The organism is Paenibacillus sp. Mc5Re-14 (assembly GCF_001049835.1).
Classification (GTDB): Bacteria; Bacillota; Bacilli; order Paenibacillales; family Paenibacillaceae; genus Paenibacillus; species Paenibacillus polymyxa_C.
On the sequence record NZ_CVPD01000001.1, the window covers coordinates 4,647,533 to 4,673,824 of the forward strand.

16 protein-coding genes and 1 pseudogene are annotated in these 26,292 nt (G+C 44.5%); 14 read left to right on the top strand and 3 right to left on the bottom strand.

Going from position 1 to position 26,292, the window contains the following annotated elements; genetic code table 11:
• Positions 1 to 472: 472 nt before the first annotated feature.
• The 10 genes and pseudogenes from BN1546_RS21130 to BN1546_RS21170 all read left to right on the top strand — a co-directional run bounded on the left by BN1546_RS21130 (position 473) and on the right by BN1546_RS21170 (position 19,239).
• Positions 473 to 7,956, top strand: a pseudogene (locus BN1546_RS21130) (SDR family NAD(P)-dependent oxidoreductase).
• 17 nt (positions 7,957 to 7,973) lie between these two features.
• Entirely contained in the window at positions 7,974 to 8,693 is a 720-nt protein-coding gene (locus tag BN1546_RS27985) for a KS-MAT linker domain-containing protein (protein WP_255305478.1), read from the top strand.
• Positions 8,694 to 8,752: 59 nt separating this feature from the next.
• Complete coding sequence (locus BN1546_RS21135) at positions 8,753 to 9,628, top strand: SDR family NAD(P)-dependent oxidoreductase (RefSeq protein WP_013371931.1); 876 nt, start codon at positions 8,753 to 8,755, stop codon at positions 9,626 to 9,628.
• Between the two features lie 117 nt (positions 9,629 to 9,745).
• Entirely contained in the window at positions 9,746 to 10,645 is a 900-nt protein-coding gene (locus tag BN1546_RS21140) for an acyltransferase domain-containing protein (RefSeq protein ID WP_255305583.1), read from the top strand.
• Between the two features lie 31 nt (positions 10,646 to 10,676).
• On the top strand, positions 10,677 to 13,031 hold the full coding sequence (gene fabD / locus BN1546_RS21145) for an ACP S-malonyltransferase (RefSeq protein WP_090738777.1): 2,355 nt from the start codon (positions 10,677 to 10,679) through the stop codon (positions 13,029 to 13,031).
• Positions 13,032 to 13,208: 177 nt separating this feature from the next.
• On the top strand, positions 13,209 to 14,978 hold the full coding sequence (aspS, locus tag BN1546_RS21150; protein ID WP_090738778.1) for an aspartate--tRNA ligase: 1,770 nt from the start codon (positions 13,209 to 13,211) through the stop codon (positions 14,976 to 14,978).
• A gap of 225 nt (positions 14,979 to 15,203) precedes the next feature.
• Positions 15,204 to 15,866, top strand: a complete 663-nt coding sequence (locus BN1546_RS21155; RefSeq protein WP_090738779.1) for an S-layer homology domain-containing protein — start codon at positions 15,204 to 15,206, stop codon at positions 15,864 to 15,866.
• Positions 15,867 to 16,124: 258 nt separating this feature from the next.
• Entirely contained in the window at positions 16,125 to 16,793 is a 669-nt protein-coding gene (locus BN1546_RS21160; protein WP_090738780.1) for a uracil-DNA glycosylase, read from the top strand.
• 16 nt (positions 16,794 to 16,809) lie between these two features.
• A complete protein-coding gene (locus BN1546_RS21165) occupies positions 16,810 to 17,232 on the top strand; it encodes a YolD-like family protein (RefSeq protein ID WP_013371925.1) in 423 nt (140 codons plus the stop codon).
• 120 nt (positions 17,233 to 17,352) lie between these two features.
• Positions 17,353 to 19,239: an Ig-like domain-containing protein gene (locus BN1546_RS21170; RefSeq protein WP_090738781.1), complete on the top strand. Its 1,887-nt coding sequence runs from the start codon at positions 17,353 to 17,355 to the stop codon at positions 19,237 to 19,239.
• A gap of 72 nt (positions 19,240 to 19,311) precedes the next feature.
• Here BN1546_RS21170 and BN1546_RS21175 read toward each other — a convergent pair whose 3' ends face one another.
• Both BN1546_RS21175 and BN1546_RS21180 read right to left on the bottom strand, forming a co-directional pair.
• Positions 19,312 to 19,614, bottom strand: a complete 303-nt coding sequence (locus BN1546_RS21175) for a hypothetical protein (RefSeq protein ID WP_013371923.1) — start codon at positions 19,612 to 19,614, stop codon at positions 19,312 to 19,314.
• Between the two features lie 384 nt (positions 19,615 to 19,998).
• On the bottom strand, positions 19,999 to 20,193 hold the full coding sequence (locus tag BN1546_RS21180) for a hypothetical protein (protein WP_013371921.1): 195 nt from the start codon (positions 20,191 to 20,193) through the stop codon (positions 19,999 to 20,001).
• A gap of 141 nt (positions 20,194 to 20,334) precedes the next feature.
• On the opposite strand from BN1546_RS21180, the gene BN1546_RS21185 reads away from it, so the two are divergent.
• Entirely contained in the window at positions 20,335 to 20,772 is a 438-nt protein-coding gene (locus BN1546_RS21185; RefSeq protein WP_013371920.1) for a NucA/NucB deoxyribonuclease domain-containing protein, read from the top strand.
• Here the strand turns inward: BN1546_RS21185 and BN1546_RS27440 are convergent.
• The gene (locus tag BN1546_RS27440) at positions 20,765 to 20,941 is read right to left on the bottom strand and encodes a hypothetical protein (protein WP_176702348.1); all 177 of its coding nucleotides are present in this window, start codon (positions 20,939 to 20,941) and stop codon (positions 20,765 to 20,767) included. The genes BN1546_RS21185 and BN1546_RS27440 overlap by 8 nt on opposite strands.
• 114 nt (positions 20,942 to 21,055) lie before the next feature.
• Here BN1546_RS27440 and BN1546_RS21190 point away from each other — a divergent pair, with 114 nt between their 5' ends.
• The 3 genes from BN1546_RS21190 (at position 21,056) to BN1546_RS21200 (ending at position 26,279) form a co-directional block, all read left to right on the top strand.
• Positions 21,056 to 22,876, top strand: coding sequence for a sensor histidine kinase (locus BN1546_RS21190; protein WP_090738782.1), 1,821 nt, complete (start codon positions 21,056 to 21,058; stop codon positions 22,874 to 22,876).
• Positions 22,851 to 24,476, top strand: a complete 1,626-nt coding sequence (locus BN1546_RS21195; protein WP_090738783.1) for a response regulator transcription factor — start codon at positions 22,851 to 22,853, stop codon at positions 24,474 to 24,476. Before BN1546_RS21190 ends, BN1546_RS21195 begins: the two co-directional genes overlap by 26 nt.
• A gap of 120 nt (positions 24,477 to 24,596) precedes the next feature.
• Complete coding sequence (locus tag BN1546_RS21200) at positions 24,597 to 26,279, top strand: type 2 periplasmic-binding domain-containing protein (RefSeq protein WP_090738784.1); 1,683 nt, start codon at positions 24,597 to 24,599, stop codon at positions 26,277 to 26,279.
• Positions 26,280 to 26,292 lie beyond the last annotated feature (13 nt).

The following is a 26,292-nucleotide window of genomic DNA, read 5'->3' on the forward strand; positions in this document are numbered from 1 at the left end:
TTCATGGAAAGAGCAAGCTGCACTCCAAAAAGCGACTCTTCCTGAATTTAGCCAACATCTGGTGGTGCTTTGCGAACTCGATCATATCTCGGAGCGAAGCATTGAAGCGCTCTTAAAAGGAACCCGATGCATCAAGCTCCATGCCGGTCAAACCGGCATGGATGAACGCTTTCAGGGCTATGCCCTTCAACTGCTTGCGGAAGTGCAAATGCTCCTCAAAGAGAACTTGAGGGGCAGCGTACTGATACAGATTGCTGCTTCCTCCCAAAGCGGACAGCAGCTCTTTGCTGGGCTTTTGGGATTGCTGCAAACAGCCGAAAAGGAAAACCCAAAAATCGTAGGGCAATTCGTTGAATTGGAAGCTACAGGTTTGGAAGAGATCGTTGAGAAATTAAAAGAGAACAGCCAATACCCCAAAGACAAAAGGATACAGTATGAGAACGGTAAACGTCTGGTTCTCAGCTGGAATGAAATGAAAGCCCCTAAAACTCCGGGAAGAGTGCCCTGGAAAGATCGGGGGATTTATTTGATTACGGGCGGTGCAGGAGGATTAGGACTTGTTTTTGCGAGAGATATCGCCCGGCGAGTCCAAGAAGCTACGCTAGTCCTGGTAGGGCGTTCAATACTTGACGAAGGCAAGCAGACCATACTGGAGGAGTTGAAGGTGCTGGGAGCCCGCGTAGAGTACAAACGAGCGGACGTATCCCGAAAGGAAGAGGTCTCGCAACTGATCCTAAAGATCCAAGAGGAGCATGGAGGGCTTGATGGCATCCTCCATAGTGCAGGGGTGATACAGGATCGTTTTATCATTCATAAGACGCAGGAAGAGTTCAAGGAAGTAATGGCTCCCAAAGTAGCCGGATTGGTCAACCTGGATCAGGCGACGAAGGAGCTAGACCTTGATTTCTTCATTTTCTTCTCATCCATCGCAGGGATTATGGGCAATCCTGGTCAGGCCGATTATGCCGCAGCAAATGCGTTTATGGATGCCTATGCCTTATATCGAAACAGCCTCGTCTCTTCCAAGGAACGCAAAGGGCAGACGCTGTCTGTCAATTGGCCGCTCTGGAAGGATGGAGGAATGCATGCGGATGCCGAAACGGAGATGGTTTGGCAAAGTATTGGCATGGTGGCCATGCAAACTGCAAACGGCGTCAAGGCTTTATATGATAGCCTAGCCTCTGGCCAGAAGCAGGTACTGGTGATAGAGGGGGATTTGCCCAGATTGCGGAAGCATCTATTGGAGCCTCAGCCACAGGAAAAATTATATGTTGAAGAGACAGCTTCTTCACCGATAAATCCTGAGCTGCTTCTGGAAAAAACCTTGCACCAGCTTAAAGTATTGTTTGGAGAAGTGACTAAGCTGAGCATTGAAAAGATTGATGTCAGTGAGCCTTTGGAGAGCTACGGCATAGACTCCATCATGATTACAAGGCTCAACCAAAAGCTTCAAGGAGTTTTTGGTGAAATCTCGATGACCCTGTTTTTTGAATATCAGACGTTGGAAGCGGTAGCGGAATATTTTATTGCTGACTACTATGAGGAATGCGTATGGTGGACAGGACTTGGAAGACGGCTGGAGCCGGAAGAAAACTTCGTCCCCGCATCTTTGCATACTGATAGCGAATTATCATTGCCGACTCTGCCAAAGGAAGAAAACCATCATGCCAGTAGGACAGTTATAGACACAGGCAGTGTAAAACACGAACAAATAGCCATTATTGGCATGAGCGGACGATTTCCACAAGCGAAAAATATGGAGGAATACTGGAGCAATTTACAACAGGGCAAAGATTGTATTACAGAAATCCCCGCAGATCGCTGGAAGAGGGAAGGATTTTACTCTCCTAACATAAAGGAAGCTGTGGAGAAGGGCAAAAGCTATAGCAAATCTGGGGGATTTGTGGAGGATTTTGCAGATTTTGATCCTCTTTTCTTCAATATATCTCCTCGGGAAGCTATGAGTATGGACCCTCAGGAGCGGATATTCCTGGAAGAATGCTGGAAGACCTTCGAGGATGCTGGATACAGCAGAGATCAGCTTGCAGCGCAATATAATGGGCGAATCGGCGTCTTTGCAGGCATTACCGCAACAGGCTTCAATTTATACGGACCCAAGCTGTGGGAGCAAGGCAAACCAATCTTTCCTCGCACATCCTTCAGTTCGGTAGCAAATCGAATATCGTATCTCTTGAATCTGAAGGGACCTAGCTTTTCGGTCGATACCATGTGCTCATCGTCATTAACTGCAATCCATGAGGCCTGTGAGCATATCCATAACGGAGAATGCGAGATTGCTATTGCAGGGGGAGTTAACTTATATCTTCATCCTTCCAACTATGTTTTTCTAAGCACAATGCGAATGCTATCGCCAGAGGGACGGTGCAAGAGCTTTGGTGAAGGAGGAAATGGATTTGTCCCTGGTGAAGGTGCGGGTGTTGTGCTGCTCAAACCTTTATCTCGTGCCATTGCCGATAAGGACCATATTTATGCGGTTATTCGGGCAACTTGTATCAATCATGGCGGAAAAACAAACGGGTATACCGTGCCTAATCCGGTAGCACAGGCAGAATTGATCCGAGAAACCTTGGATAAAGCAGGCGTCAATGCTCGAACAGTCAGTTATATTGAAGCTCACGGTACAGGGACAGAACTCGGTGATCCTATTGAAATTACCGGACTTACCCAGGCTTTCAAGAAGGATACACAGGATACAGGGTTCTGTGCGATTGGCTCGGTAAAATCAAACATAGGCCATTTAGAGGCGGCCGCAGGGATTGCGGGAATCGCTAAAATTATTCTGCAAATGAAAAACCGAAAAATTGTCCCAAGCCTGCATGCCAAAGAATTGAACCCCAATATAAACTTTGCCAAAACGCCATTTACAGTTCAGCAGGGACTTGCCGAATGGAAACGTCCGATTTTGAAGAAAAACGGCGAGCAACGGGAATACCCTAGAATTGCAGGCATATCTTCCTTCGGAGCCGGAGGGTCTAATGCCCATATCGTTCTAGAAGAATACATTCCGGCAGAACAGGCTGTCTCTACTCCGCAAAAGCCGGTTGTCATTATATTGTCGGCCAAAAGTGATGAAGCATTGAAAGAGCAGGCTGTTCAGTTGACTGCTGCAATTGATAAAAATGTCTTCTCAGATAACGACCTGGTGAATGCGGCTTACACCTTACAAATGGGGCGTGAGGCGATGGATGAGCGCCTTGCCGTGGTCGTTCAGTCAGTGGAGGAACTTAGGAACAAACTGCGGGAATTCAATGGGGGAAGACCGGATATTGCACAGCTTTATCGGGGACAGGCCAAGCGGGACAAGGAGAGCTTGGAAGAAGCGCTGGATGAATCCTTTGATGTCTGGAATCTAGCAGAGAAATACGGCAGACTTTCGGAATTGTGGGTCAAGGGTGTGCACGTTGACTGGAACAGACTCTACAGTGATATCCAGCCTTTCCGCATCAGTTTGCCCACATATCCCTTTGCTAGGGAACGCTACTGGATATCAGTAGATGAAGAAAAGCCCGCTGGTGTCGCTCCAGCATATCTGCACCCCTTGCTGCATCACAACACCTCCGTTCTTTCTGAGCAAAGATTTAGCTCAACCTTTAACGGTCAGGAGTTTTATCTGAATAGCCCCGGCGTTGACGGAAGACTTGTCCTGTCAGATGGAGCATGTCTTGAAATGGCACGGGCAGCGGTTGAACAGTCGTTAACAGTACAGGAGAAGGGTCAGGCAGGCATCACACTCACAGACATGGTATGGACACATGCTCCTGTCATAGGAGATCGGCCGGAAATACATATAGGACTCTTTCCGGGAGATCGAGGTGGAATTGATTTTAAGATTTACAGCACACGAACCGAAGCAGGCGATCCTGTCATATACAGCGAGGGAAGTGCCGAGCTGGAGGCTTTAAGTAGAACGGAAACATTAGATATTCAGGCTTTGCAGATGGAGTGCATTGATCATATTTCACATGGGGGAGACGATGAAGCACTGCGGACGATTGAAGTTAACTACGGTTCGGAATTCCAGTCCGCTGAGCAAGTTTATATAGGTCAGGACTTGGTACTGGCCAAGCTATCACTGCCTTCCGGTATGGCGAATACTGGGGGCCTATTTGTTGTGCACCCCTTCATGGCAAGTGCTGCCCTGCAAATGCCGTTATACCTGCTTTCGAATAATGAAAATATTATGCGGTTCACCGGCATTGACTCTCGGAAAAAAATACTGCCGACTGCGATAGATAGGCTTCAAATATTTCGGGAGTGTCCGAGCGACATGTGGGCGTTGGTACGGCATGGAAGAGGAAACCAGATTGATCATAGGGCGCACAAGTATGACATTGATTTGTGCGACGAGGCAGGCAGAATCTGTGTGCGCATAAAAGGGGTCTCCTACAAGGAAGCGGAGACTTGTGAGCAACCGCTCGGTGCAATGATGCTGCAGCCATTCTGGAAAGAACAGGCGGTTGGGGAGGAAACCATAACAACCGACCACGAACGGCATGTGATCATACTTTGTGAGACAGATGCCATAGCTGCGTTACATGTCGAAACTTCCTTGACAGGCGTGGAATGTATCACCCTACAAGCCCGCATGGAGGAGGTCGACCGACGCTTTGAAACATATGCTGTTCAGGTCTTTGAGAAAATACAAGGCATCCTGATTAACAAGCCTAAAGGCAAAGTGTTGGTACAAATTGTAACGATGTCTGGAAATGAAAAGCTACTTTTCTCCGGGCTGTGCGGCTTACTCAAAACAGCTCATAAGGAGAATCCAAAGTTCTATGGGCAACTGATTGAAGTAGGGGAAATGGAGAAAAATGAAAGACTCATTGAAATATTAAGATCGAGCAGTCGGCGTCCAGAGGACAGCCGCATCCGGTTTGTAGAAGGCAAACGTTGGATTCCTGCCTGGAACAAGGTCGAAATGCCGTCGATACCACAAATTCCATGGAAAGATCATGGAGTTTATCTGGTTACTGGAGGTGCCAAAGGCCTGGGTCTTATTTTTGCCAAAGAAATTGCGCGTCAGACCAAGGATGCAACTCTGATTCTGACGGGGCGTTCCATGCTGGACGAGGACAAGCTGGCCCCATTAGAAGAATTGAAGGCTTTGGGCGCCAAGGTGGAATATAGACAGGTGGATGTTACGCAGAAGGAAGCGGTGGTTGGCCTGATTGAGGACATCCAAACGGCATACGGCGGAATTAACGGCATTCTGCACAGTGCTGGAATTATCAAAGATAACTATATCATCAAAAAAACGAGCGCAGAATTTAGGGAAGTACTGGCGCCAAAGGTGGCCGGCCTAGCCCATTTGGATCAGGCCAGTAAGGACATACCCCTAGACTTCTTTATCCTTTTTTCATCAGCTGCGGGAGTGGGCGGAAATGCGGGTCAGTCTGACTATGCTACCGCGAATGCGTTCATGGATGCATATGCTTGGTATCGTAATACCTTGGTATCCTCCTGGGAGCGTATGGGCAAAACGCTGTCGATCAATTGGCCGCTATGGAAAGAAGGCGGAATGCGGCCTGACCAGGAGACGGAGAAGGCCTTACAGAATGTAGGTATGTTTGCGATGAGGACAGAGACTGGTATTAGTGCGTTGTATCAAAGCATAGCCTGCATATCGAATCAAGCGATAGTGGTAGAAGGAGAAATTGAGCTGATCAGCAGAATGATGATTATGGAAGGACAACTTGAAGAAAGCGGAGAAGCAGCCCGAGATCAGAGACTCGGATCAGAGGACGACAACGTTCTTTTCTCAGCAAATAAGGTAGTGTCCGTCCAAGATGAACATCTGCTGCGTGAAAAGACGACCAATTACTTAAAGACTTTGCTGTCTTCGTCAATCGAACTGCCTGCATATCGAATTGAAGAGGATACGCCGTTGGAAAATTACGGGGTGGATTCTATTAAGTCTATGGAACTGACTGACCAGTTGGAGAAGACCTTCGATCAGGTGTCGAAGACGATATTTTTTGAATATCCGAATATTCGGAGCTTAATCGAGTATTTTTTGGAATCTCATCGAGACGAATTAATCGCTCTGTTTGGTCTGGAGCAGGCAGTAACTGTAGGTGTAAAAGCCGCCACCGCCACGGCAGCAATAGGTACAGAACTTCGACCAGGAGAAGAACAGCTGCGTGATCAGGTGACAAGTTATCTAAAAGGCTTGCTTTCTTCATCTACCGGACTGCCGGAACAACGCATTGAAGAGGATAAAAACCTGGAAAACTATGGGGTTGACTCCATAAAGTCTATGGAAATAACCGATCAGCTGGAAGAAACGTTTGGATCACTGTCCAGAACCTTACTGTTTGAATATCCGAATATCCGAAGCTTAACCGAATATTTTCTGGAATCTCACCGAGACGAATTAAGCACTTTGTTTGGTCTGGATCAGGTAGCGACTGTAAGTGCAATAGCTGACACGGTTTCTGTAGCCAATGAGACAAAATCCCTGTCTAGAGAAGGGCGGCTGCGTGATCAGACGACAGGGTATCTAAAGGGCTTACTTTCCTCGTCCACCGGACTGCCGGAACAACGTATTGAAGAGGATAAAAACCTAGAGAACTATGGAGTTGACTCCATAAAGTCTATGGAAATAACCGATCAACTGGAAGAAACATTTGGATCACTGTCCAGAACCTTACTGTTTGAATATCCAAATATCCAGAGTTTAACGGATTACTTCCTGGAATCACACTGGGATGAATTGAACGCTTTGTTTGGTGCTGAACAAGAGCTAGTTGCGGCAGCCAGCACGAAATCCATTGGCATCGTAGAACATGCAAAAGCTCCCTCTCCGGTATTTCGGCACTCACCCATTTCGTCAGTGCGAGTAGAGCCTAAGGAGGCGGTCACAGGAACAGGAGCGATGGACATTGCTGTCATCGGGGTGTCCGGAAAATATCCTGGAGCGGAAAATATTCAAGAATTCTGGAGAAATCTCCAAGAGGGCAAGGACTGCATTACCGAAGTTCCCACAGATCGCTGGGATCACGATCTTTACTTTGATAAAGAAAGAAATAAACCGGGAAAAACCTACTGCAAATGGGGGGCTTCCTAAACCGAATAAATCCGTTGGATTCTTCTTTCTTTCACCTCACCTCTCATGAGGTGAGTTTGATGGACCCAATGGAACAGCTTTTCCTGGAAATGATATGGAGCCTGCTGGAAAGTGCGGGATATACGCGAGAGGTGCTACAGAAAAAACACCAGTCCAAGGTGGGGGTCTACGTTGGTGCTACGTATCATAAATACTGCGACTGTGATACAAATACGGATGCCCCTCGGATCACATCCTTTGGTTCTGTTGCTGTCGCCAACCCCATGTCGCATTATTTCAATTTCCAGGGTCCGAGCATATCTATTGATACGATGAGCTCTTCCTCTGCAGTGGCTGTCCATATGGCATGTGAAAGCCTGATCAGAGGAGAGTGTCAAATCGCAGTAGCTGGCGGGGGAAATCTGTTGACAAGCCCCAAAAAGTATATCGAATCCAGCCAGAACAATTTGATCGGAAGCCATGAAGATAGTCGAAGCTTTGCAGATGGAGACGGATATCTTCCCGCTGAAGGAGTTGGGGCAGTTCTCTTAAAGCCGCTTCATAAGGCAGAACAGGATGGAGACTGTATTTTAGCAGTCATCAAATCTACGGCAACTAATCATGGAGGACACAGCAATGGGTATACGGTCCCTAATCCCAATGCACAGGCACAACTTGTTGAAGAGAACTTTTTGAAAGCCGGCATTCACCCCCGGACAGTCAGCTATGTAGAGGCAGCAGCCAATGGATCTACATTGGGAGACCCAATTGAGCTAGTCGCCTTGAAAAAATCATTCCAGAAATTTACGGACGAGCAGCACTTTTGTGCCATGGGATCGGTTAAATCCAATATAGGCCACGCAGAAGCAGCCTCGGGATATCGCAGCTAACCAAGACCATATTGCAATTGTGGCATCGAAAACTGGTTCCCACCATTAAAGCGGAGAAGCTGAATCCCAATCTTACTTTCAGCAATACTCCATTTTATCTGCAGCGGGAGCTTCAGGAATGGAAGCGGCCTGTAATAGAGCTGGAAGGAGAAGCGCGGGAATTTCCGTTGCGGGCAACAGTAAGCTCCTTCGGTGCTGGGGGATCTAACGTCCATTTTATTCTGGAAGAATACATTCCTTCGCCAAAAGAAGCTGTTCAGTTGAAAGGGGCAGATCAGACAGAAGTAGTGGTTCTCTCGGACGTAAACTGGGAGCGATTGAAGGCTCTTGCGAGTCAATTGCTTGAATATGTGGAGCAGCAGAACGAGCTTTCCTTACATGATGTGGCTTTCACACTTCAGACAGGCCGCGAAGCGATGAAGTGCCGGACGGCAATCGTAGCGAGCTCGCGAGAGGAACTGCTCACTGGTCTGAGAGAGCTTATCGAATCCGTCGGCAAGGGTAACGAGCCAGAGGGAGCGTCTATTCCGATATTTATTGGGGAAGGCGGAGAGGATTCAAATACAAGTGCACTCCTTTTAGGAAAAGTAGGCGAGAAAGTTTCTCAAATTCTTCTAGAGGAGAGGGACCTGCAAAATATTGCTATGTATTGGACCCAGGGAGGCAGAATTACGTGGGAGGCGCTCCATGAGGGGCAAGCTGTTCGCAGAATTCCCTTACCGACCACTCCGTTCTGAGCACAAATTGGGGAACTGAACACTGTCTGACGAAAAATACGAATAATCCGGAGGTACAAATGAGGGAGTTCAAAGATAAGGTAGCTGTGATTACGGGAGCTGCCAGCGGAATTGGCCGAGCTATTGCAGACCGATGTGTCAAAGAAGGAATGAAGGTCGTTTTGGCGGATATTGAAGAGGGGGCTCTTCTAAGGACTGAACGAGAATTGAAAGCCATGGGTGCAGCTACCCTCTCCGTTGTGACCGATATTTCCAAAGAAGCTGATATTCGTTTATTAGCACAAAAAACAGTTCAGACCTTTGGCGCTGTGCATCTTTTGTTCAATAATGCAGGCGTGGATGCTGGCACAGGCCGCTTATTATGGGAGAATACTGTGGCAGATTGGCAGTGGGTAATTAACGTAAACATTTGGGGAATTCTGTTTGCCACCGAAATTTTTGTTCCTATTATGGTGAAACAAAAAACTCCATGCCATATTGTAAATACAGCATCTATTGCCGGTCTGCTGTCCGGTCCTGGAAATGGAATATACAGCGCGTCAAAGCATGCCGTTTTAAGCCTGTCTGAAACGTTATATCAGGAGCTCAGATTGATCGGTTCTAATGTGGGAGTGTCGGTTGTATGTCCGGGATTCGTTCGTACTCAAATCATGGATGCAGAGCGGAACCGCCCGACAGAGCTGCGTAAGCCAGATGGGAGCGGCAATCTTCCACCTGAAAGACAAGTTATTACCGAATTGGCTCGCAAGGCTGTCCAAAATGGAATACTTCCGGAGGATGTGGCCAATCAGATTTTTGAGGGCATCCGAAAAGGGCAGCTATATATCATCACAGAACCGAAATTCAAACCTGCAATCAGGCAGCATATGGAGAATGTTCTCAACGAAAGCAATCCTACGGCATCCCAAATGCAATTAGTGCGCAATTTGTTGTGAACTTTGAATGAATAGAGGAACTGCTTAGGAGAGTCTGATCAATACGTTGTGGGGGTTACTTGGATGGACAGATCAGTGGTTTTTATGTTTTCAGGCCAGGGTTCGCAATACTACGGCATGGGAAAGGAATTATATATGTCCAACCCGGTTTTCCGAACATGGATGACCAGGTTGGATGAGATTCATATGGATATTACAGGCAGCTCTGTATTAAAAACGCTGTACGATGATACGCGTCGCAGGGGAGAAGAATTTGATACCCTGCTATATACTCACCCTGCAATTTTCATGGTTGAATATGCGCTCACACAGGTGTTATTGGAAAAGGGAATTTATCCTGATTATGTTTTAGGCTCTAGTCTGGGTGAGTCTGTTTCTGTTGCTGTGGCTGACTGCATGAGCTATGAGGACACGCTTCAATGTATTATCAAGCAAGCACAGTTGGTGGAGGCCTACTGTCCGAAAGGGGGCATGATGGCCGTCATTGGCAATCCCAGTCTGTACGACGAAGCACCCATATTGAATACCAACTCAGAACTGGCATCCATCAACTTTGACTCGCATTTTGTTATTTCAGGCAGCTGCGAAGGTCTATCAGAGATTGAACACTATTTGAAGGTAAATGAGATAATCTGTCAAAGACTTCCAGTGCACTATGCTTTTCATGCTTCCTTAATGGACCCAATCGCATTGGAATATACGGAATTTTTAAAGCTCATGACCCTAAGCAGCCCTAAATTAAATATGGTTTCATCTATGTACGGCGGGAAGACGACATGGCTTGAGAACCATTTTCTTTGGGATGTTACTAGAAAGCCTATGCAATTTCAGAGCGCTCTAAAGTGTCTGGGAGATAGTGACGGGGTTGTTTATATTGATCTTGGCCCCTCGGGCACGCTTGCTAATTTTGTAAAGTATAATTTTGGCCCCAAGAAAAAGGCAAGTGTTTGTTCCATTCTCTCCCCTTTTCAACAAGACATAAAAAATTTGGATCGTCTGTTCGAAATATTTGACTAATATGCATCCATTACTAACAAGGAGGAAATCAATGATCGCATATCTGTTCCCTGGACAAGGAGCTCAAGTAAAAGGTATGGGCGAAGGACTATTTGATGAATTTCCAGAATGGGTTGCCAAAGCGGATGCAGTTCTTGGTTATTCTATTCAGAGGCTGTGCCTTGAAGACCCTGCCAACCAGCTCGGACAAACGGATTTTACCCAGCCAGCACTATTTGTCGTAAACGCTTTAAGCTACCTAAAAAAAATACGAGAGACCGGAATAAAACCCGACTATGTTGCAGGACACAGCTTGGGTGAATATAATGCTTTATTTGCCGCGGAAGCGTTTGACTTTGAAACCGGTTTGAAGCTGGTCCAAAAAAGAGGAGAGCTGATGGCTCGGGCTACTGGTGGCGGAATGGCGGCAGTGTTAGGCTTGAAAGAAGAAGTGTTTCGGGAAGTAATGGAAAAAAATAAATTAGTAGAGCTCGATGTTGCCAACTATAATTCGCCCAGCCAGATTGTCATTTCAGGGCCAAAGAAACTGATTGAGCAGGCGAAACCGATTTTTGAGGATGCTGGAGCCAGAAATTATGTGATTTTGAATGTAAGTGGAGCATTTCACTCTAGGTATATGGAAAGTGCGAGACAGAAATTTGAGGCTTATGCGGCGTCATTCGAATTCTCAAAACTCAAAATACCCGTTATTTCAAATGTCCATGCCAGACCCTACAAGCAGCTGGATTTAAGAAGCACGCTAATCAACCAGATTGTAAGCCCCGTCAAGTGGTCGGAAAGTATACGCTATCTGATGGGTAAAAGTGTAACCCAGTTTATCCAGATCGGGCCTGGAAATGTTGTGGCAGGATTGGTTAATGCCATACAACGAGAAGCCGAGCCATTGATCGTGACAGAGGTTGAAGACCGGAACGAACAGGTACAGAAGAGGATGTCGAAGGATACGTTGAGAAATGATGAATCGATATCCGAAAAGCGACAGGCTCCCAGAACAAAATCCGGTCATGACGTACTGGAATCCAGCAAACGATTTACGGCGGGGTCTCTTGGGCATAGCGAATTTAAACAAGATTACGGAATTAAGTATGCGTATCTTATAGGCTCTATGTACAAGGGCATCTCTTCAAAAGAGATGGTCGTAAAAGCAGGAAAGGCAGGAATGATGGGATTTTTTGGAGCTGGGGGAGTGAAGATTGATGCTCTGGAGGAAACCATAAAGTATATTCAAAAGGAATTGAACCATGGCGAAGCCTATGGAATGAATCTTATTCATGTGCCAGACCACCCGGACATAGAAAATAACATCGTTGATTTGTACATAAAATACGGTGTTAGAAATATTGAAGCCTCTGCGTTTATGAGTATCACGCCTTCTTTGGTTAGGTACAGGCTGAAGGGACTGAGACGGAATGCAAAGGGAAACGTAACGCCACAGAACAGAATTATAGCGAAAGTATCCAGACCCGAGGTTGTTGAAGCCTTCCTGAGTCCTGCGCCTCAGAATATTATAAATAAGCTGCTGGCGGAAAATAGGATCAGCCGGGAAGAGGCGATGATGGGAATGGAAATTCCCATGGTTGATGATTTATGCGTCGAGGCTGATTCAGGCGGGCATACCGACCATGCAGTTGCATATGTATTGGTTCCGCTAATGCTTCAGATGAGGGATGAAGCGATTCGAAAGTATAAATACAATAAAAGCATAAGGGTAGGGGCAGCGGGAGGAATAGGGACTCCACAAGCTGCAGCGGCAGCGTTTATATTAGGTGCTGATTTTATCATGACGGGTTCTATCAATCAGTGTACGGTTGAAGCAGGGACGAGTGATGAAGTAAAAGATTTGCTCCAGCAATTAAACATTCAGGATACGGACTACGCTCCAGCAGGGGATATGTTTGAAATGGGGGCAAAAGTTCAGGTTATGAAAAAAGGAGTGTTTTTCCCGGCCAGGGCGAATAAATTATATGATCTTTACCGGAATTATAATTCCATAGATGAAATTGATAGAGAAACCAAACACTATATTGAAGAAAAATATTTTAAGAAGAGTATCGAACAAGTCTATGAAGATATTAAAGCTTATTACCCGGCTGAAATCATTGAAAAAGCTGAAAGAATCCCAAAACGTAAGATGGCCTTGATATTTAGATGGTACTTTACTTATTCTACCCGACTTGCCATTAATGGGGACAAAAACAACAGGGTCGATTATCAAGTACACTGCGGACCAGCCCTTGGTGCTTTTAATCAATGGGTTAAGGGGACAGCCCTTGAGGATTGGAAGAATAGACATGTTGACGATATAGGACAAAAAATAATGGTTGAGACTGCAGAACACCTGAATGAAAGATTTAAAGCTTTAACTGCTAGTCTACTTACAATCTAGTTGGATTCAAGCAATGGCGAGAAGCTACGAGAAGCTAATAGTGAAGTGCAGTACGTTCTAGCTGAATAAGCCCATGGCCGGATACATGCAGGATAGAGTGACAATCTCTGCAATCAGACCATGGGTTACATCATTAAAACCATTTAGATACTAGGGTAAAAGAAAGAGGGTGTTTTCGTGCATAGGTATAGAACTCATAACTGTGGAGAACTGGATCAAACGCATGTCGGAGAAATCGTGAGAATTGCAGGTTGGATTAAAAATATTCGTAACCTTGGCAGGATTGTTTTTATTGACCTTAGGGACCATTATGGGGTTACGCAAATCGTTGTCTCTGATTCTAATGAATTAAAGGATTTTGTATCCAAGATCAGCAGGGAATCAACCATCTCTGTCATAGGAGCTGTATGTCACAGATCCGAAAGTACGATCAGTCCCCATATGAAAACTGGATATATTGAGGTGGTTGCCAAGGAGATAGAAGTGTTGGGAAAGGTCATGAATCCATTGCCTTTTGAAGTATCTTCAGCACATGAAGCTCGGGAAGATTTAAGATTAAAGTATCGTTTTCTGGATCTGCGCAATGAAAAACTGCATGATAATATTGTACTTCGTTCTAGAGTAATTCAAAGTATCCGAAAAAAGATGATTGATTTGGATTTTTTAGAGATTCAGACACCGATTCTGACAAGTTCATCTCCAGAGGGCGCCAGAGACTATTTAGTTCCTAGTAGAGTGCATCCAGGCCAATTTTATGCCTTGCCTCAGGCACCTCAGCAATTTAAACAACTATTAATGGTCTCCGGCTTTGATAAATATTTTCAAATTGCACCGTGCTTTAGAGATGAAGATGCAAGGGCAGACAGATCGCCTGGCGAGTTTTATCAGCTGGATTTGGAAATGGCATTTGCTACACAGGAAGATGTTTTTAATGTAGTTGAAAATATGCTGTATGAAGTTTTTTCCGAATTTACAAATTATAAAATTTCAAAGCCTTTTAGTAGAATTCCCTATCAAGAAGCCATGCTCAAATATGGGAGCGATAAACCTGACTTAAGAAATCCATTAATTATCCATGATGTTACAGAGCTTTTTACAGAGACTGATTTTAAAGTGTTTAAAAATAAAACGATAAGAGTTATTGCAACTCCTGGTTGTGGAGGGCAGCCAAGAAGCTTTTACGATGATATAGTGAACTTTGCTATGGAGGCTGGAGCGAAGGGCCTTTCATGGATTAAGTTCAATGATGATATGTCTCTCAGCGGCTCAATTGCAAAATTTATTCCGGAGAAGGTAAAAAACGAATTAATGAATGTAACGCAAGCTGGTCCGGGATATGCACTGTTTTTTGCTGCCGATGAGCTTAAAAATGTCGAAAAAATAGCTGGTGCTGTCCGAAATCAATTAGGCAAACGGCTGGATTTATTGGAAAAGGATACGTTTAAGTTTTGCTGGATTGTTGATTTCCCCATGTTTGAATTGGATCCTGATACCCATAAAATAGAGTTCAGTCATAACCCGTTTTCGATGCCGCAAGGTGGTATGGATGCGCTGCTGAATATGAATCCTCTGGATATCCTGGCGTACCAATATGATATTGTATGTAATGGGATTGAGCTGTCCTCGGGTGCTGTCCGTAACCACGATACAGAGATTATGGTAAAAGCCTTTGAGATCGCGGGTTATACATATGAAGAGATCAAGAGTAGATTTCCTGCACTCTTTAATGCTTTTCAATTTGGGCCACCTCCTCACGCAGGTATAGCACCTGGAATTGATAGGATTGTGATGATCCTTGCAAATGAATCGAATATTCGAGAGGTTATTGCTTTTCCGATGAATAGCAAAGCACAGGACGTATTAATGGGAGCTCCTTCGGAGGTTACTGACAAACAATTGAGAGATGTTCATATCAAATTGGCAAATGCTCAGCCACAAACAGAATAAACGGATTCAACAAGATACTGCAAGCAAGGCTGAATCCAGCACGCAATTAAATCCGATGGAGTGAGCTATAAACTCTCCCTGCTAGAAGCAGAGGAGAGTTTTTTTATTTAGCTTAGATCGTTCACTTTAGGTTAGTAGCGTCTGCTGCAACCTTTCTAGCTTGAACCACGTCAAGAAGTTGTTAATGGCCAAGCGGCCTAATTCAACTACAAGGTGGAACTCAACATGCGCATGAGAAAAAATGCAATCGCAGCCCTTGCGACTGTAGCTCTGCTGTCCTTCTCGATTGGAGGTCATTTGTCTGCGGCAGATAGTCAATTCAGGGATTTGGACCATGTAAACGGCAAAGAAAAAATCCTCTCCCTTAAAGAGCGGGGATTGCTTAAAGGTGCCTCAGACATGCAGTTTCTCCCCTCATCTAAAGTGACCGCTGCCCAAGGCATTCAGTTGATCTCGGGTGGACTTCAGCTCAGTTTGGCTGCCATTGATTTGAACCAGGCGCCACAGGCGAGTGGATTGTTTACCCAGGTTAAAGATACCGCATGGTACGCTGAAGCTTTTATTAACGCGTATTATAATGGCGTAGACATTCCAAAAGGTATCAATCCTGCCAAAGCTCTGACCAAGGAAGAGTTCACCCATATGTTGATTCAGGGCATGGAAAAAGCAGGCGCTCTTCCCATGATTAAAATCGCACCTGCAAATATTACGGATGACAGCGAACTGGAGCCTTCTTACCAAGGTAGCATTCAACGCTCGCTAGTGTACAAGGTCAATGTCCTGGATGGGAAGGGAAATTTTCATCCCAAAAGTGCGATTACACGTGCCGAGGCTGCTGTTATGTTATACAATGCATTGGAATACCTGAATGCTCATCCAAAGTCGTAACCAATACAGCAACAAAGCGCTTTTCTTCTGAGGAATTTAAGCTTTCAGTTACTTGACATCAATACCGTGAATGCTATAATAAGGAAATCGAATTTAGACCCCGCGGTAGTTGACTATCGTAAGAATACTTTTCTGGTCCTTCGGCATAGAACACAAGTAACGAATAAATAAGCTGGCTCCGGATGAGGGGTCAGCTTTATTTGTTTGGGCAAAAGTTTACAGCTTTCACAGATTTACATATTGAGAGGAGACAGCGGTATGTTTGGGAATGACTGGGATGATGTACTACGAGAAGAGGTCGAAAAGCCTTACTTTAATGAATTAAGGTATACGTTAGCTCGAGAGTACAAGTTACATAAGGTATATCCTCCAAAAGAAGACTTGTTTTCAGCACTCAAATTAACGCCATATCATCTGACCAAAGCGGTTATATTGGGACAGGACCCATATCATGGAGAGGGACAAGCTCACGGCTTGAGCTTTTCTGTTAGACCTGGTGTGCGTACACCGCCGTCTCTACAAAATATATATAAGGAGTTACGCGATGATATCGGCACTCCCATTCCGAATCAGGGATACCTCGTTCCTTGGGCTGAGCAAGGTGTGCTGCTGCTGAACAACGTGTTGACTGTGCGTGAAGGACAACCGCAATCTCATCAGGGAATAGGTTGGGAACGTTTCACGGATGCTGTCATTGAAGCGATTAATGAACGTGAACAGCCGGTAGTGTTCATTTTGTGGGGGAGTCATGCTCAGAAAAAGGCCAGTTTTGTGAATACCAGCAAGCATTTGGTGCTGAAATCTGTCCATCCGAGTCCATTGGCGGCTCACAGAGGTTTTTTTGGCAGCAAGCCTTTTTCACGTACCAATGCATTTTTGCAGGAGCATGGAATGGAACCGATTCAGTGGGAGATTCCTAACCGCTAGCACGGGAGGTGAGGACATGCGTCAATGGAAGGGACGTCAGGTCATTTTATATCACGGCAACAACGGTCATACCCAGAAGGTGCGCGGCACACTTGAAAAATGGGATGATATACGAAAATGCGTTATTTTGGGCCCGAAAATGCTGGCTATTCCTTTTGAAAATATTACGCATATTACCATGCTTCCTCCGGGACGTGAGCGTAAAAGCCGCCATCCAGCTAGGCTGAACACTTTCGGTTATGTAATGAATGTTCCGTTACAGTTTGATAATGCCATTCATTTTCAGTCAGCGGTGACGATTTGGAGAGATGATCAACTGATTGCTTACAATGTAAAGCTGGTTAGTCACTCGGCAGACCATGTGACTCTTGAGGATGGACAAACCTTATCCAAGGAAGAGCATTTATTTGTAGTGAGGTCACTGCGTGGAGAACTTTAACTGTAATAATTCACCTTTTTTTGATGAAGGGTTCAATTTAGTTAGCTGCTTACCGATAAAAGATATTGGGATTGTTAATAATATCCTGTTTTATAGAATGAAACCAAGGGAGAGAAACGAATGGAGCGTATGAAACGTATGAGCAAACGGAGTACCTTCTTACTTGCTTTGCTGATGTTTGTATTCGCAGCATGGCCAGCAGGTTTGATCCGGGCTGAGGAGAAAACGACCTCCACAGTACAGTGGGACAGTCAAAATCCAACCACAGTTAATCTGGGTGGAAGCCCCGCTCAATTAAAAGTGTGGTCTGTGACGCAGACTGGTAAAACGGATGTAACCGAAAGAGCTGAATGGATCTCCGGAGATTCAAGTATTTTAAAGGTAGAAAAGGGACTCATTACTCCAGTGTCCAAAGGGCAGATTAAGATTGTTGCCACATATGATCAGAAAACAGTAAGTACGACGATTACGGTAAAATCGCCTTACAGCAAGCTGCAATTCAATCCGACGGGTCCTTTGAATCTAACCATTGGCGGAGAATCGAAGCAACTGACTGCTCAAGGTGTACTTAGCGGAGGCGGCACGGAAAATGTGTCTGGCGTGGAATGGACATCTACGAATGAAGCTGTTGCTACCGTAGAAAATGGACTTGTACGTCCTCTTGCCAAAGGCGTGACTTACATTAAAGCCACCAAAGATGGACTTAATGCACAATTGATCGTGTATGTGCGTTCTTCATCCCAGGCATTGGTACTGAGTGCATCTGGCTCCAAATCGGTCTATCTGGGTAGCTCCCCGTTTCAGGTTACTGCAACCGATGTGAACCTGACTGGCGGAAAAACAGATGTGACCAACACGGCAGAATGGACTTCCTCTAATTCGTTGGTTGCTACGGTGGAGCAAGGTAAAATCACACCGATGGATGTAGGGAATTCGACGATTACAGCCTCCTATCATGGTTTGAGTAAGACTCTGAAGATTAATGTACTTCCAACTGTTGAAAAACTGGTCTCAAGCAAAGCCAGTCTGATTCTCGAAACTGGAAGCAAAACTTCTCTTCCAAGTATATCTGCTTATTTGGTCAATGGAGCCAAAAAAGCAGTTCAATCCGATGTAAAATGGAGCTTAAGCAGTGAGAGTGCAGTCAAGATTGCAAATGGTAAGCTGGTTGCAGTAAACCCAGGTAGTGCAACATTGACAGCGACAGTAGGTGCGCTCAAGCTGGATATTCCAGTGACCGTACAATATAAAGTTCTCAAGCTGACGGCTTCTGAGAAAAAGTATGTATTGGTTGCAGGCCAAGAAACAAGTATTCCGACCGTAAAAGCACACATGGCTGGTGGTGGAGTACTGGATGTTACCAACCAGGTAAGCTGGGTAGCTACAACAGCCGCAGTTACAGTAGGAAATGGAAAAGTAAAAGCGGTGAGTGGTGGCAACTCGGGAATCAAGGCAATGTATATGAATAAATACGTGAAAGTGCCTGTCATTGTGGAGGGAGCCATTTCTACATTGACACCAAGCTTTTCGAATGCTGAGATGAATTTGAAGGGAAGTAAGTCCATCAAAGTCGTCGGCAATTATACAGATGGTAAAAAAGTTACCCTGAGCAGTAAAGTGAAATGGACAACATCAAATGCTTCTGTAGTGGTCGTAAAAGGGTCTTCCATTAAAGCTGTTGGAATTGGAACAGCAACCATTACGGGTACGTACCAGGATAAGTCGTTTAACGTGGAGATTAAGGTTACACCTAAGTTGCTTAAGCTGGTATTGAGCAATAAAAACCTGAAGCTGCCTAAAGGCTCGTCTCAAGTGCTTAGCGTGAGTGCCGTTTATGATTCAGGAGCGACTGCAAATGTGACCAATTCAGCGGTATGGACATCCTCCAAACCGTCGATCGTACAGGTTACAGCTGGTCAGGTGAAGGCATTGGATAGCGGAAGCTCCAGTATTAAAGTAGTCTATGGTGGTAAGAAGGTAACGACATCTGCCAAAGTTTTAAAATAGTCAACGCACATTACTACACCTGGCGTATGTCAAATAAACCCCCGGTCCAAAGACCGGGGGTTTATTTTTAGCTTATTCTACGCCGTCCTGATAATGATTTTTCCAGTGCTTATCGCCTTTATGTGCGAAATCTTCAACTGTTTTCTCCAGCGTAGCTACCAGTTGGGCTTTAATCTCAGCAATTGTGTCGCGAAATAATCTTTCTTCCGTACCATTGATTTTTTCACCATATAAAGCTTGAGCGGCTACAAATTGACGATGTTGTTCTACAAAACTGTCAATCGAATGCAGTGCATGCTCCACGTATTGTGAAATGCTATGATGCTCGTTAGGCAGTTGTAATTTTAATTCCTTAACTCTGTTTAATAATGCCATGATGATCACCTCGTGCGTTTTGTTATGTCAATAATTATACATCATTTTCGGAAAAGTTTCATTAAATTTCGATTAAATTGTGACTTTTATTATGTCATGATTGCATTTTCATTGGTGATCAGGCATAATTTCGGAATTTTGCGCTTTTCCCTTGGTATCGTGATTTCAAAATTTGAAATATATGATACAAAGACAATGTAAGAGCGAGCTGCGACAGCTGTCTTTCTGACATGTTATAATGGGGAAAAAGCCCAGTCGGAAAGGTTGTCAGTATGGTATGAAGCTTTTTAAAGGTTTATTTTGGGGAATTCTGATCAGTCTTGTCCTGTGGTGCGCCTTGTTTGGGCTTGTCCGCTGGATGACTCATTAAGTGCTTCCTGTATCTTATACAATAACTCTTGCGACTGTATCCACGTCATTAACGGAAATCGTATATACGTGTTCGTCATCGTAGAGCTTGAATTGCTGAGTTTCTTGGTCAGATAGGAGCTTAGGCCAGCCAATTACGGTATTTCCATTCAGTAACCGGATTACAACAGCTTGCATTTGGCTCACGGCCAGTTGGATCTCATCGTTCATTCGTACAACCTCCTCTCTATACTATTTGTCGTCGGATATTTAATCTTTTTTTATAGTCGGTAAGGGGTTACAAAAAATAAAATCTGGGGATTGCCTTAGCTGAAGGTCATTTACTGGAATAGCTTGAAAGGAAGAGGGAAATTGAAGAAAAAGTTACTAAGTTTTATAGCTTTAGTGCTGCTAGCTGTGGGCGCGTACTGGGTTGAAGGAGACAATCTTTTTACAAAAATAACAGGAGAAAACCCGCCTTCATCAGCTCAGGTAACGCTGCAATTTCCGTCAGGTCGTTATCCTGAAACGGCGCAGCATATTAAGGAAGCCATTCAAGCGGGAAAATCACCAGTATGCACAATTGACCGGGAAGGAGCCGAGCAAAATCGTAAGCATTCGCTTGCGGGTGTTCCTACTCGTAAAGGGTTTGATCGTGATGAATGGCCGATGGCTATGTGCTCAGAAGGGGGCAAGGGTGCAAATGTCAAATACATAGCTCCTAAGGATAACCGTGGGGCAGGATCATGGGTCAGTCACCAGTTAGATCAGTATGAGGATGGAACTCGTGTAAAATTCGTTATTAAATAGTTTTTGATTTCGTGTTTTTACCTTTTAGCTCCTTAGATGTTTCCTGTTTGGCTTTAATCAGCGCCAGAAAATCAAAAAAATCACCTAGTGTATTGAAGCCGGCACCTAAAATGGCCAGGTCTTCAGCAGATAGTTGATTGAACCATTCCATTTGCTTAGCGTCAAACATATTATCACCGCCAACCCTTAATAATGTATAGTATGTAGTGGCGGCAATGAAGGTCAGGGCTCTGGCATACCTTTTAAGTATGCCTGTTTTTTGTGCAGAGGATGTGTGAAACTCATGTTTAAATTTAATTTTTATACTAAAATCGTGTCCATCGTTATCGTATTGCTGATACCTGTGCTGCTTCTGTATGTCTACTCTAATCAGACAACGACAGGTGTATTACGTGAGGAACTGAATCAATCCAATTATAATCAGCTGACTTTTTTTCAAAACCAGGTGAATACAAATATTGAAATGATTTCCTCCTGGCCGCATCTGCTGATTCATGATCCGGATGTTGCCAGTTTTCAAGCGATTTTTTTAAAGGACAAGACTCTCAACTTGGATGGAATTAACCTTGTCAAGCGAATTCAAACCAAGCTTGGGCTTCAGGAAAGCTCTTCTAACTGGAGAACAGGGCTGAGTATATATTCCCCTTCACTTGGACGAGTTGTATCGGAGAATGGAGCCAGTTTTTATGATCAGAAGGTATTAAATCAATCGATTACAAACGGCTGGCAGGTATCTAAGAAAAGAGTGTACGGTAAGGATCAATTTATATTTTCATTGTATACCTTATCCCCGTTTTCCTCTCTAGCTAATCCGAAAACCGCTAACACGATTATTAAAGTGGAATTCGATAGCAGCAATATTCAGGACATGCTTGACCGCTTTAAAGGCGATGGACGAAAGGAGCCTTTTTATTATAAAAAAGGCGTAGGAGTGATTTATAATCGCTCTGCAAATGAAGAATTGTCAAGCCAGCTGATTGCGAAACTGGAGAAATTGGGATTACATGAAGTTGATAATTTGACCGTGAAAATTGGAGAAGAGAGTTACCTTGTTCACGCCGTTCTTTCGCAAACGACAGGCTGGTATTTGATTGACTACATGCCTTTGTCCGATATGATGTCTCCGATTTACTCATCTAACCGACTATTTTATATAACCGTTGTTGGTTCACTACTGGTAGGCATCATTGGTGCTTATCTCCTTCACTCACAGGTACAAGTCCCGATTCTTCAGCTTGTGCGGGCATTTCGGAGATTAAAGGATGGAGACTACGCTGTTCGTTTGAGTCCTAAGGGCAGTCACGAGTTTGCATTTCTGTCACGTCAATTCAACCTGATGGTCGAACAGATTCAGGAGCTGTTTGAGAAAGTTTACGTTGAGAAGCTGCATGTGAAGGAAGCGCGTCTAAAGCAGCTCCAGTCTCAAATCAATCCTCATTTTTTTTATAATTGTTTTTCCTTTATCACGAGTATGGCAAAGTTGCGCAATCATGAGGCAGTCGTGGCCATGGCTCATAATTTATCCAAATATTATCGCTATACGACAAGACAGGAAAGAGATTTGGTTCCTTTATCAGATGAAGTCGAGTTTGTGCAATATTATTTGAAAATTCAGCAGATGCGTATGCCACGGTTAACGTTCACTATTGATATTTCTTCACAGGCCAATCATCTGCTGGTTCCACCGCTTGTGTTGCAACCCCTGGTGGAAAATGCGGTGTTGCACGGAATAGAACCTCAGGCGGAGGAGGGGATCATCCGTATTATGACTGAGTGTGTCGGCTCATCCATGTACTTGATTGTAGATGATAACGGGCTCGGTTTGAGTGATGAAGGTACAATGTCCCTTACATTAGCACTAGAGAACCCTGTAGAAGAAAAAAGTGGTTATGGTTTATGGAATGTGCACCAACGAATGCGGTTACATTTTGGTGAAAACGCGGGCTTGGAATTCTCGTTGTCTCCGTTGGGAGGATTGAGAGTGATTTTAAAATGGCCACTGTCAATTGAAGAAGGGCAGGAAGACGGTTTGATCCATTCTTCGTCAAATTCAAGAAATAGTAAATTGGAGGATACTGATGGTTCAGATATTACTAGTGGATGATGAAAGCTATGTTACTGAAAGCCTGGCGGCTACTATACCGTGGGAGACGTTGGGAATCGAGAAGGTTCATCAAGCAGCTTCTGCCTTGGCAGCAATAGATGTGCTGGAAGCATACGATATTGATATTCTGGTTACGGATATTCGTATGCCCGGCATGACGGGATTGGAGTTGATTGTTGAAGTAAACGAGCGTTGGCCGCATATCCGTAGTTTATTACTGACAGGCTATGCTGATTTTGAATACGCTAAAAAAGCGCTCCAGCTTAAGGCTTTTGATTACATTTTAAAGCCGGTGGATGATGAAGAGTTTATCAAATGTGTGTCAGCTGCCATGGATTCGCTAAAGGAAGAATGGGAAGCATTCGACAAGGTTCATCAATTACAATACAGTCGCAGGAACGATTACGGTGTGCTGCGCACTCATTTGATGCACGATTTGTTACTCGGGCGTGATTTAACTTTACAAAAAATAAAGGACAAAATGTCCGAGTATGAAATCAAGCTACGCACAGAACATCCTGCCAGTATGCTGCTTATTCAGCTGGGCAAGCAATTTTCTGACATGGATTATCACTCAGTGTCCTTAATTGAGTATGCGATTGGGAATATTGCAGAAGAAGTGTTCGCTCCTGATTTTCATGTTTGGCATTGCAAAGCGCCACATGATTGCCTAATCGTATTAATAGAAGGGAATTGGGATTTGTTTCCTAAACGGACTCTGGATGAGCAGAATCATTTTTTGCGTGCAGCGATTGAAACCTTTCGAAAAAATGTGAGCAATTACTTGAAAGGGGAAATTTACGTCACATTAACCAATTGGTTTCATTTCCCGGATGAGCTGCCTAAGCTATATCAGACAGCGATCAGATCCTTATATTGGAACCAACAGGAGGAGACGAATCCACTCCTATTCATAGAAGAGCAGACAGAACAGTCACACAACTCAGTGAAGTCGCTGGAGGGGCTTTATACGCACCCTACGCTTACTCATCTGCTAGAGTCCAGGCAATGGGAAGAGGCCGAAGCAAAAGTAAGCCGTGTATTTGGCAAAATGGAAGAGGCGGGATATACACGCGAGCATTTATATGAACTGTTTATTTCGGTAACGAGCGCCTTTATGTATACAGCTCACAAACAAGGACGTTTCATTACACAGATGGACCAAGTAGGCTTTGATCCGTTACATGCGCAGAAATTGGTTCATTCGTTCCCACACCTCAAAGAGTGGATATTTTCCATGATGAACAAGCTTAAAGCCGAGTGGTCTGCAAGCGAGCAAAGCGCCAAAAGCTATGTGGTCAAGCAGGTCCAGGAGCTGATCGCCCAGGATAAAGGGCAGGAACTGTCTGTTAAGACGATTGCCGACCAAGTTTATCTTCATCCCGTCTATTTGTCTAAAATCTATAAAGCTGAAACTGGAGAAGGTCTGGGAGATTATATTATCCGAATGAGAATGGAACGGGCTCTTTATTTGCTCAAATATTCCAACAAAAAAATATATGAAATAACCACTGAACTCGGCTATCAGAATCCCCAATATTTCAGCAAGATGTTCAAAAAGCATTATGGAATGACTCCGCATGAATTTCGGGACCAGTAAAGACAAATGAGTAAAGATCAGTTGGGAAAGGTGCAGAAATATTTATTTTGTGACATAGGCTGCTAAGAAAAGCCCTCTTATAATAAAAGAGTAGAAAATGATTTTTAGAGGGGGAACAAGATGCGAGTTCATTCGAAAAAAAAGCTATTGTCGTTGCTCGCCGCAACTATGGTATTAGGGGTTGGCCTTGTGGGCTGCTCAGGTGCAGGAAATGATGGGAATGCGGACAGCACAGCTAAAACTGAAAACGTATACAAAGAAAAATACAACCCAGAAGTTACAATATCCACGGTATGGGGTGTAGATCCCGCCTTAAAATTTAAAAATGGCGAATCTATCGAAAATAACGTTGCGACAAAATGGGCCAAAGAGAAATTTGGTATTAATGTAAAATCACTCTGGTCTGTCACGGATACAAATGGTGCGTTTGCGACCAAGCTGCGGTTGGCGATGTCCTCCGGTCAGGAGATGCCTGATGTCGTTGTACTGGGGACGGAGAATGAGCAGCTGGCCCAGGATATGATCGATTCCGGTATGTTCGCTGAAGTTGGCCCATTATTTGATAAATATGCTTCGGACTCTTGGAAGCAGGCCATGAGTCAGGATACGAACGTATGGAATCAGTATAGCCGAGATGGTAAAAAAATGGGTATCCCTGTGCTTGATTTCGCTTATAACCATGATTATGTATTGTGGGTACGACAAGATTGGTTGGATAAGCTGGGGATGAAGGCTCCGGAGACGATAGATGATCTGGAAAAAGTGATGGATGCCTTTAAAAACAAAAATCCAGACGGACTGGCTCCGGACAAAGTGACCCCGCTCAGCATCGGTTTCAAAACATCCATGAACACATGGATGGGTGATCCGTCCTGGATTTTCGGAGCTTTTGGCACACTACCCCAACAGTGGAACAAAGGTGCAAACGGTAGCTTGGAATATGGCTCTGTTCAGCCTGGCATGAAACCGGGTCTGCAAAAGCTGAGCGAGTGGCTCAAAAAAGGATATATTCCTCAGGAAGCAGCATTGTGGGATGAAAATAAAACGGCAGAACCTACAGTTGCAGGGACAGCCGGGATGATTCCAGGACCATATTGGATGAGCGGTTGGCCGCTCCAGGATACGGTTAAAAATGCGCCGAGTGCTGTATGGAAGCCGATCAAGATTCCAGCGGGACCTGACAACAAAGCTATGCGCCATGGAACGCAGTACACCAATGGTGTCGTACTCATCAACAAACAAATGCAGCATCCTGAAGCTTTCTTCACGTATCAAAATTACTTGTTTGACCATTATGCAAATGCCAAACCGGACGGTGACTTGTCGAATGGGCTGTTTAAGGGCTACGATTATGATTTAGATGCCAATGGAAAGCTGATGTCTATTGATAAAATACCAGGCGGTTATGTAAACTCTATTCGTTATTTGCTGGTTCGTGATGGTGCACGTATCCCTGATGCCCAAATGAAGGCTTTGTTAAGCTTGGCTGACGGTGCAGAACCGAAAACCAGACTGGAGAAAGATGTAATGGTGAATTACGGGAAAGACACTCCCGCAGCGGCCAAAGTGCTTATGGAACAAAAGGATATCTCTATGAAAGATCAGTTCACAGGACCAACTACACCAACCATGAAGGCTAAAAAGGATTACCTGGATAAGATTGAAAGCCAGACCTTCAATGAAATTATTTATGGCAAACAGCCGATCTCTGCTTTTGATACCTTTGTGCAGACGTGGAAAACAGCTGGTGGCGAACAAATTACAAATGAAGTAAACGAATGGTATAAGAGCGTAGAAAAGTAAAAGTTATTGATGA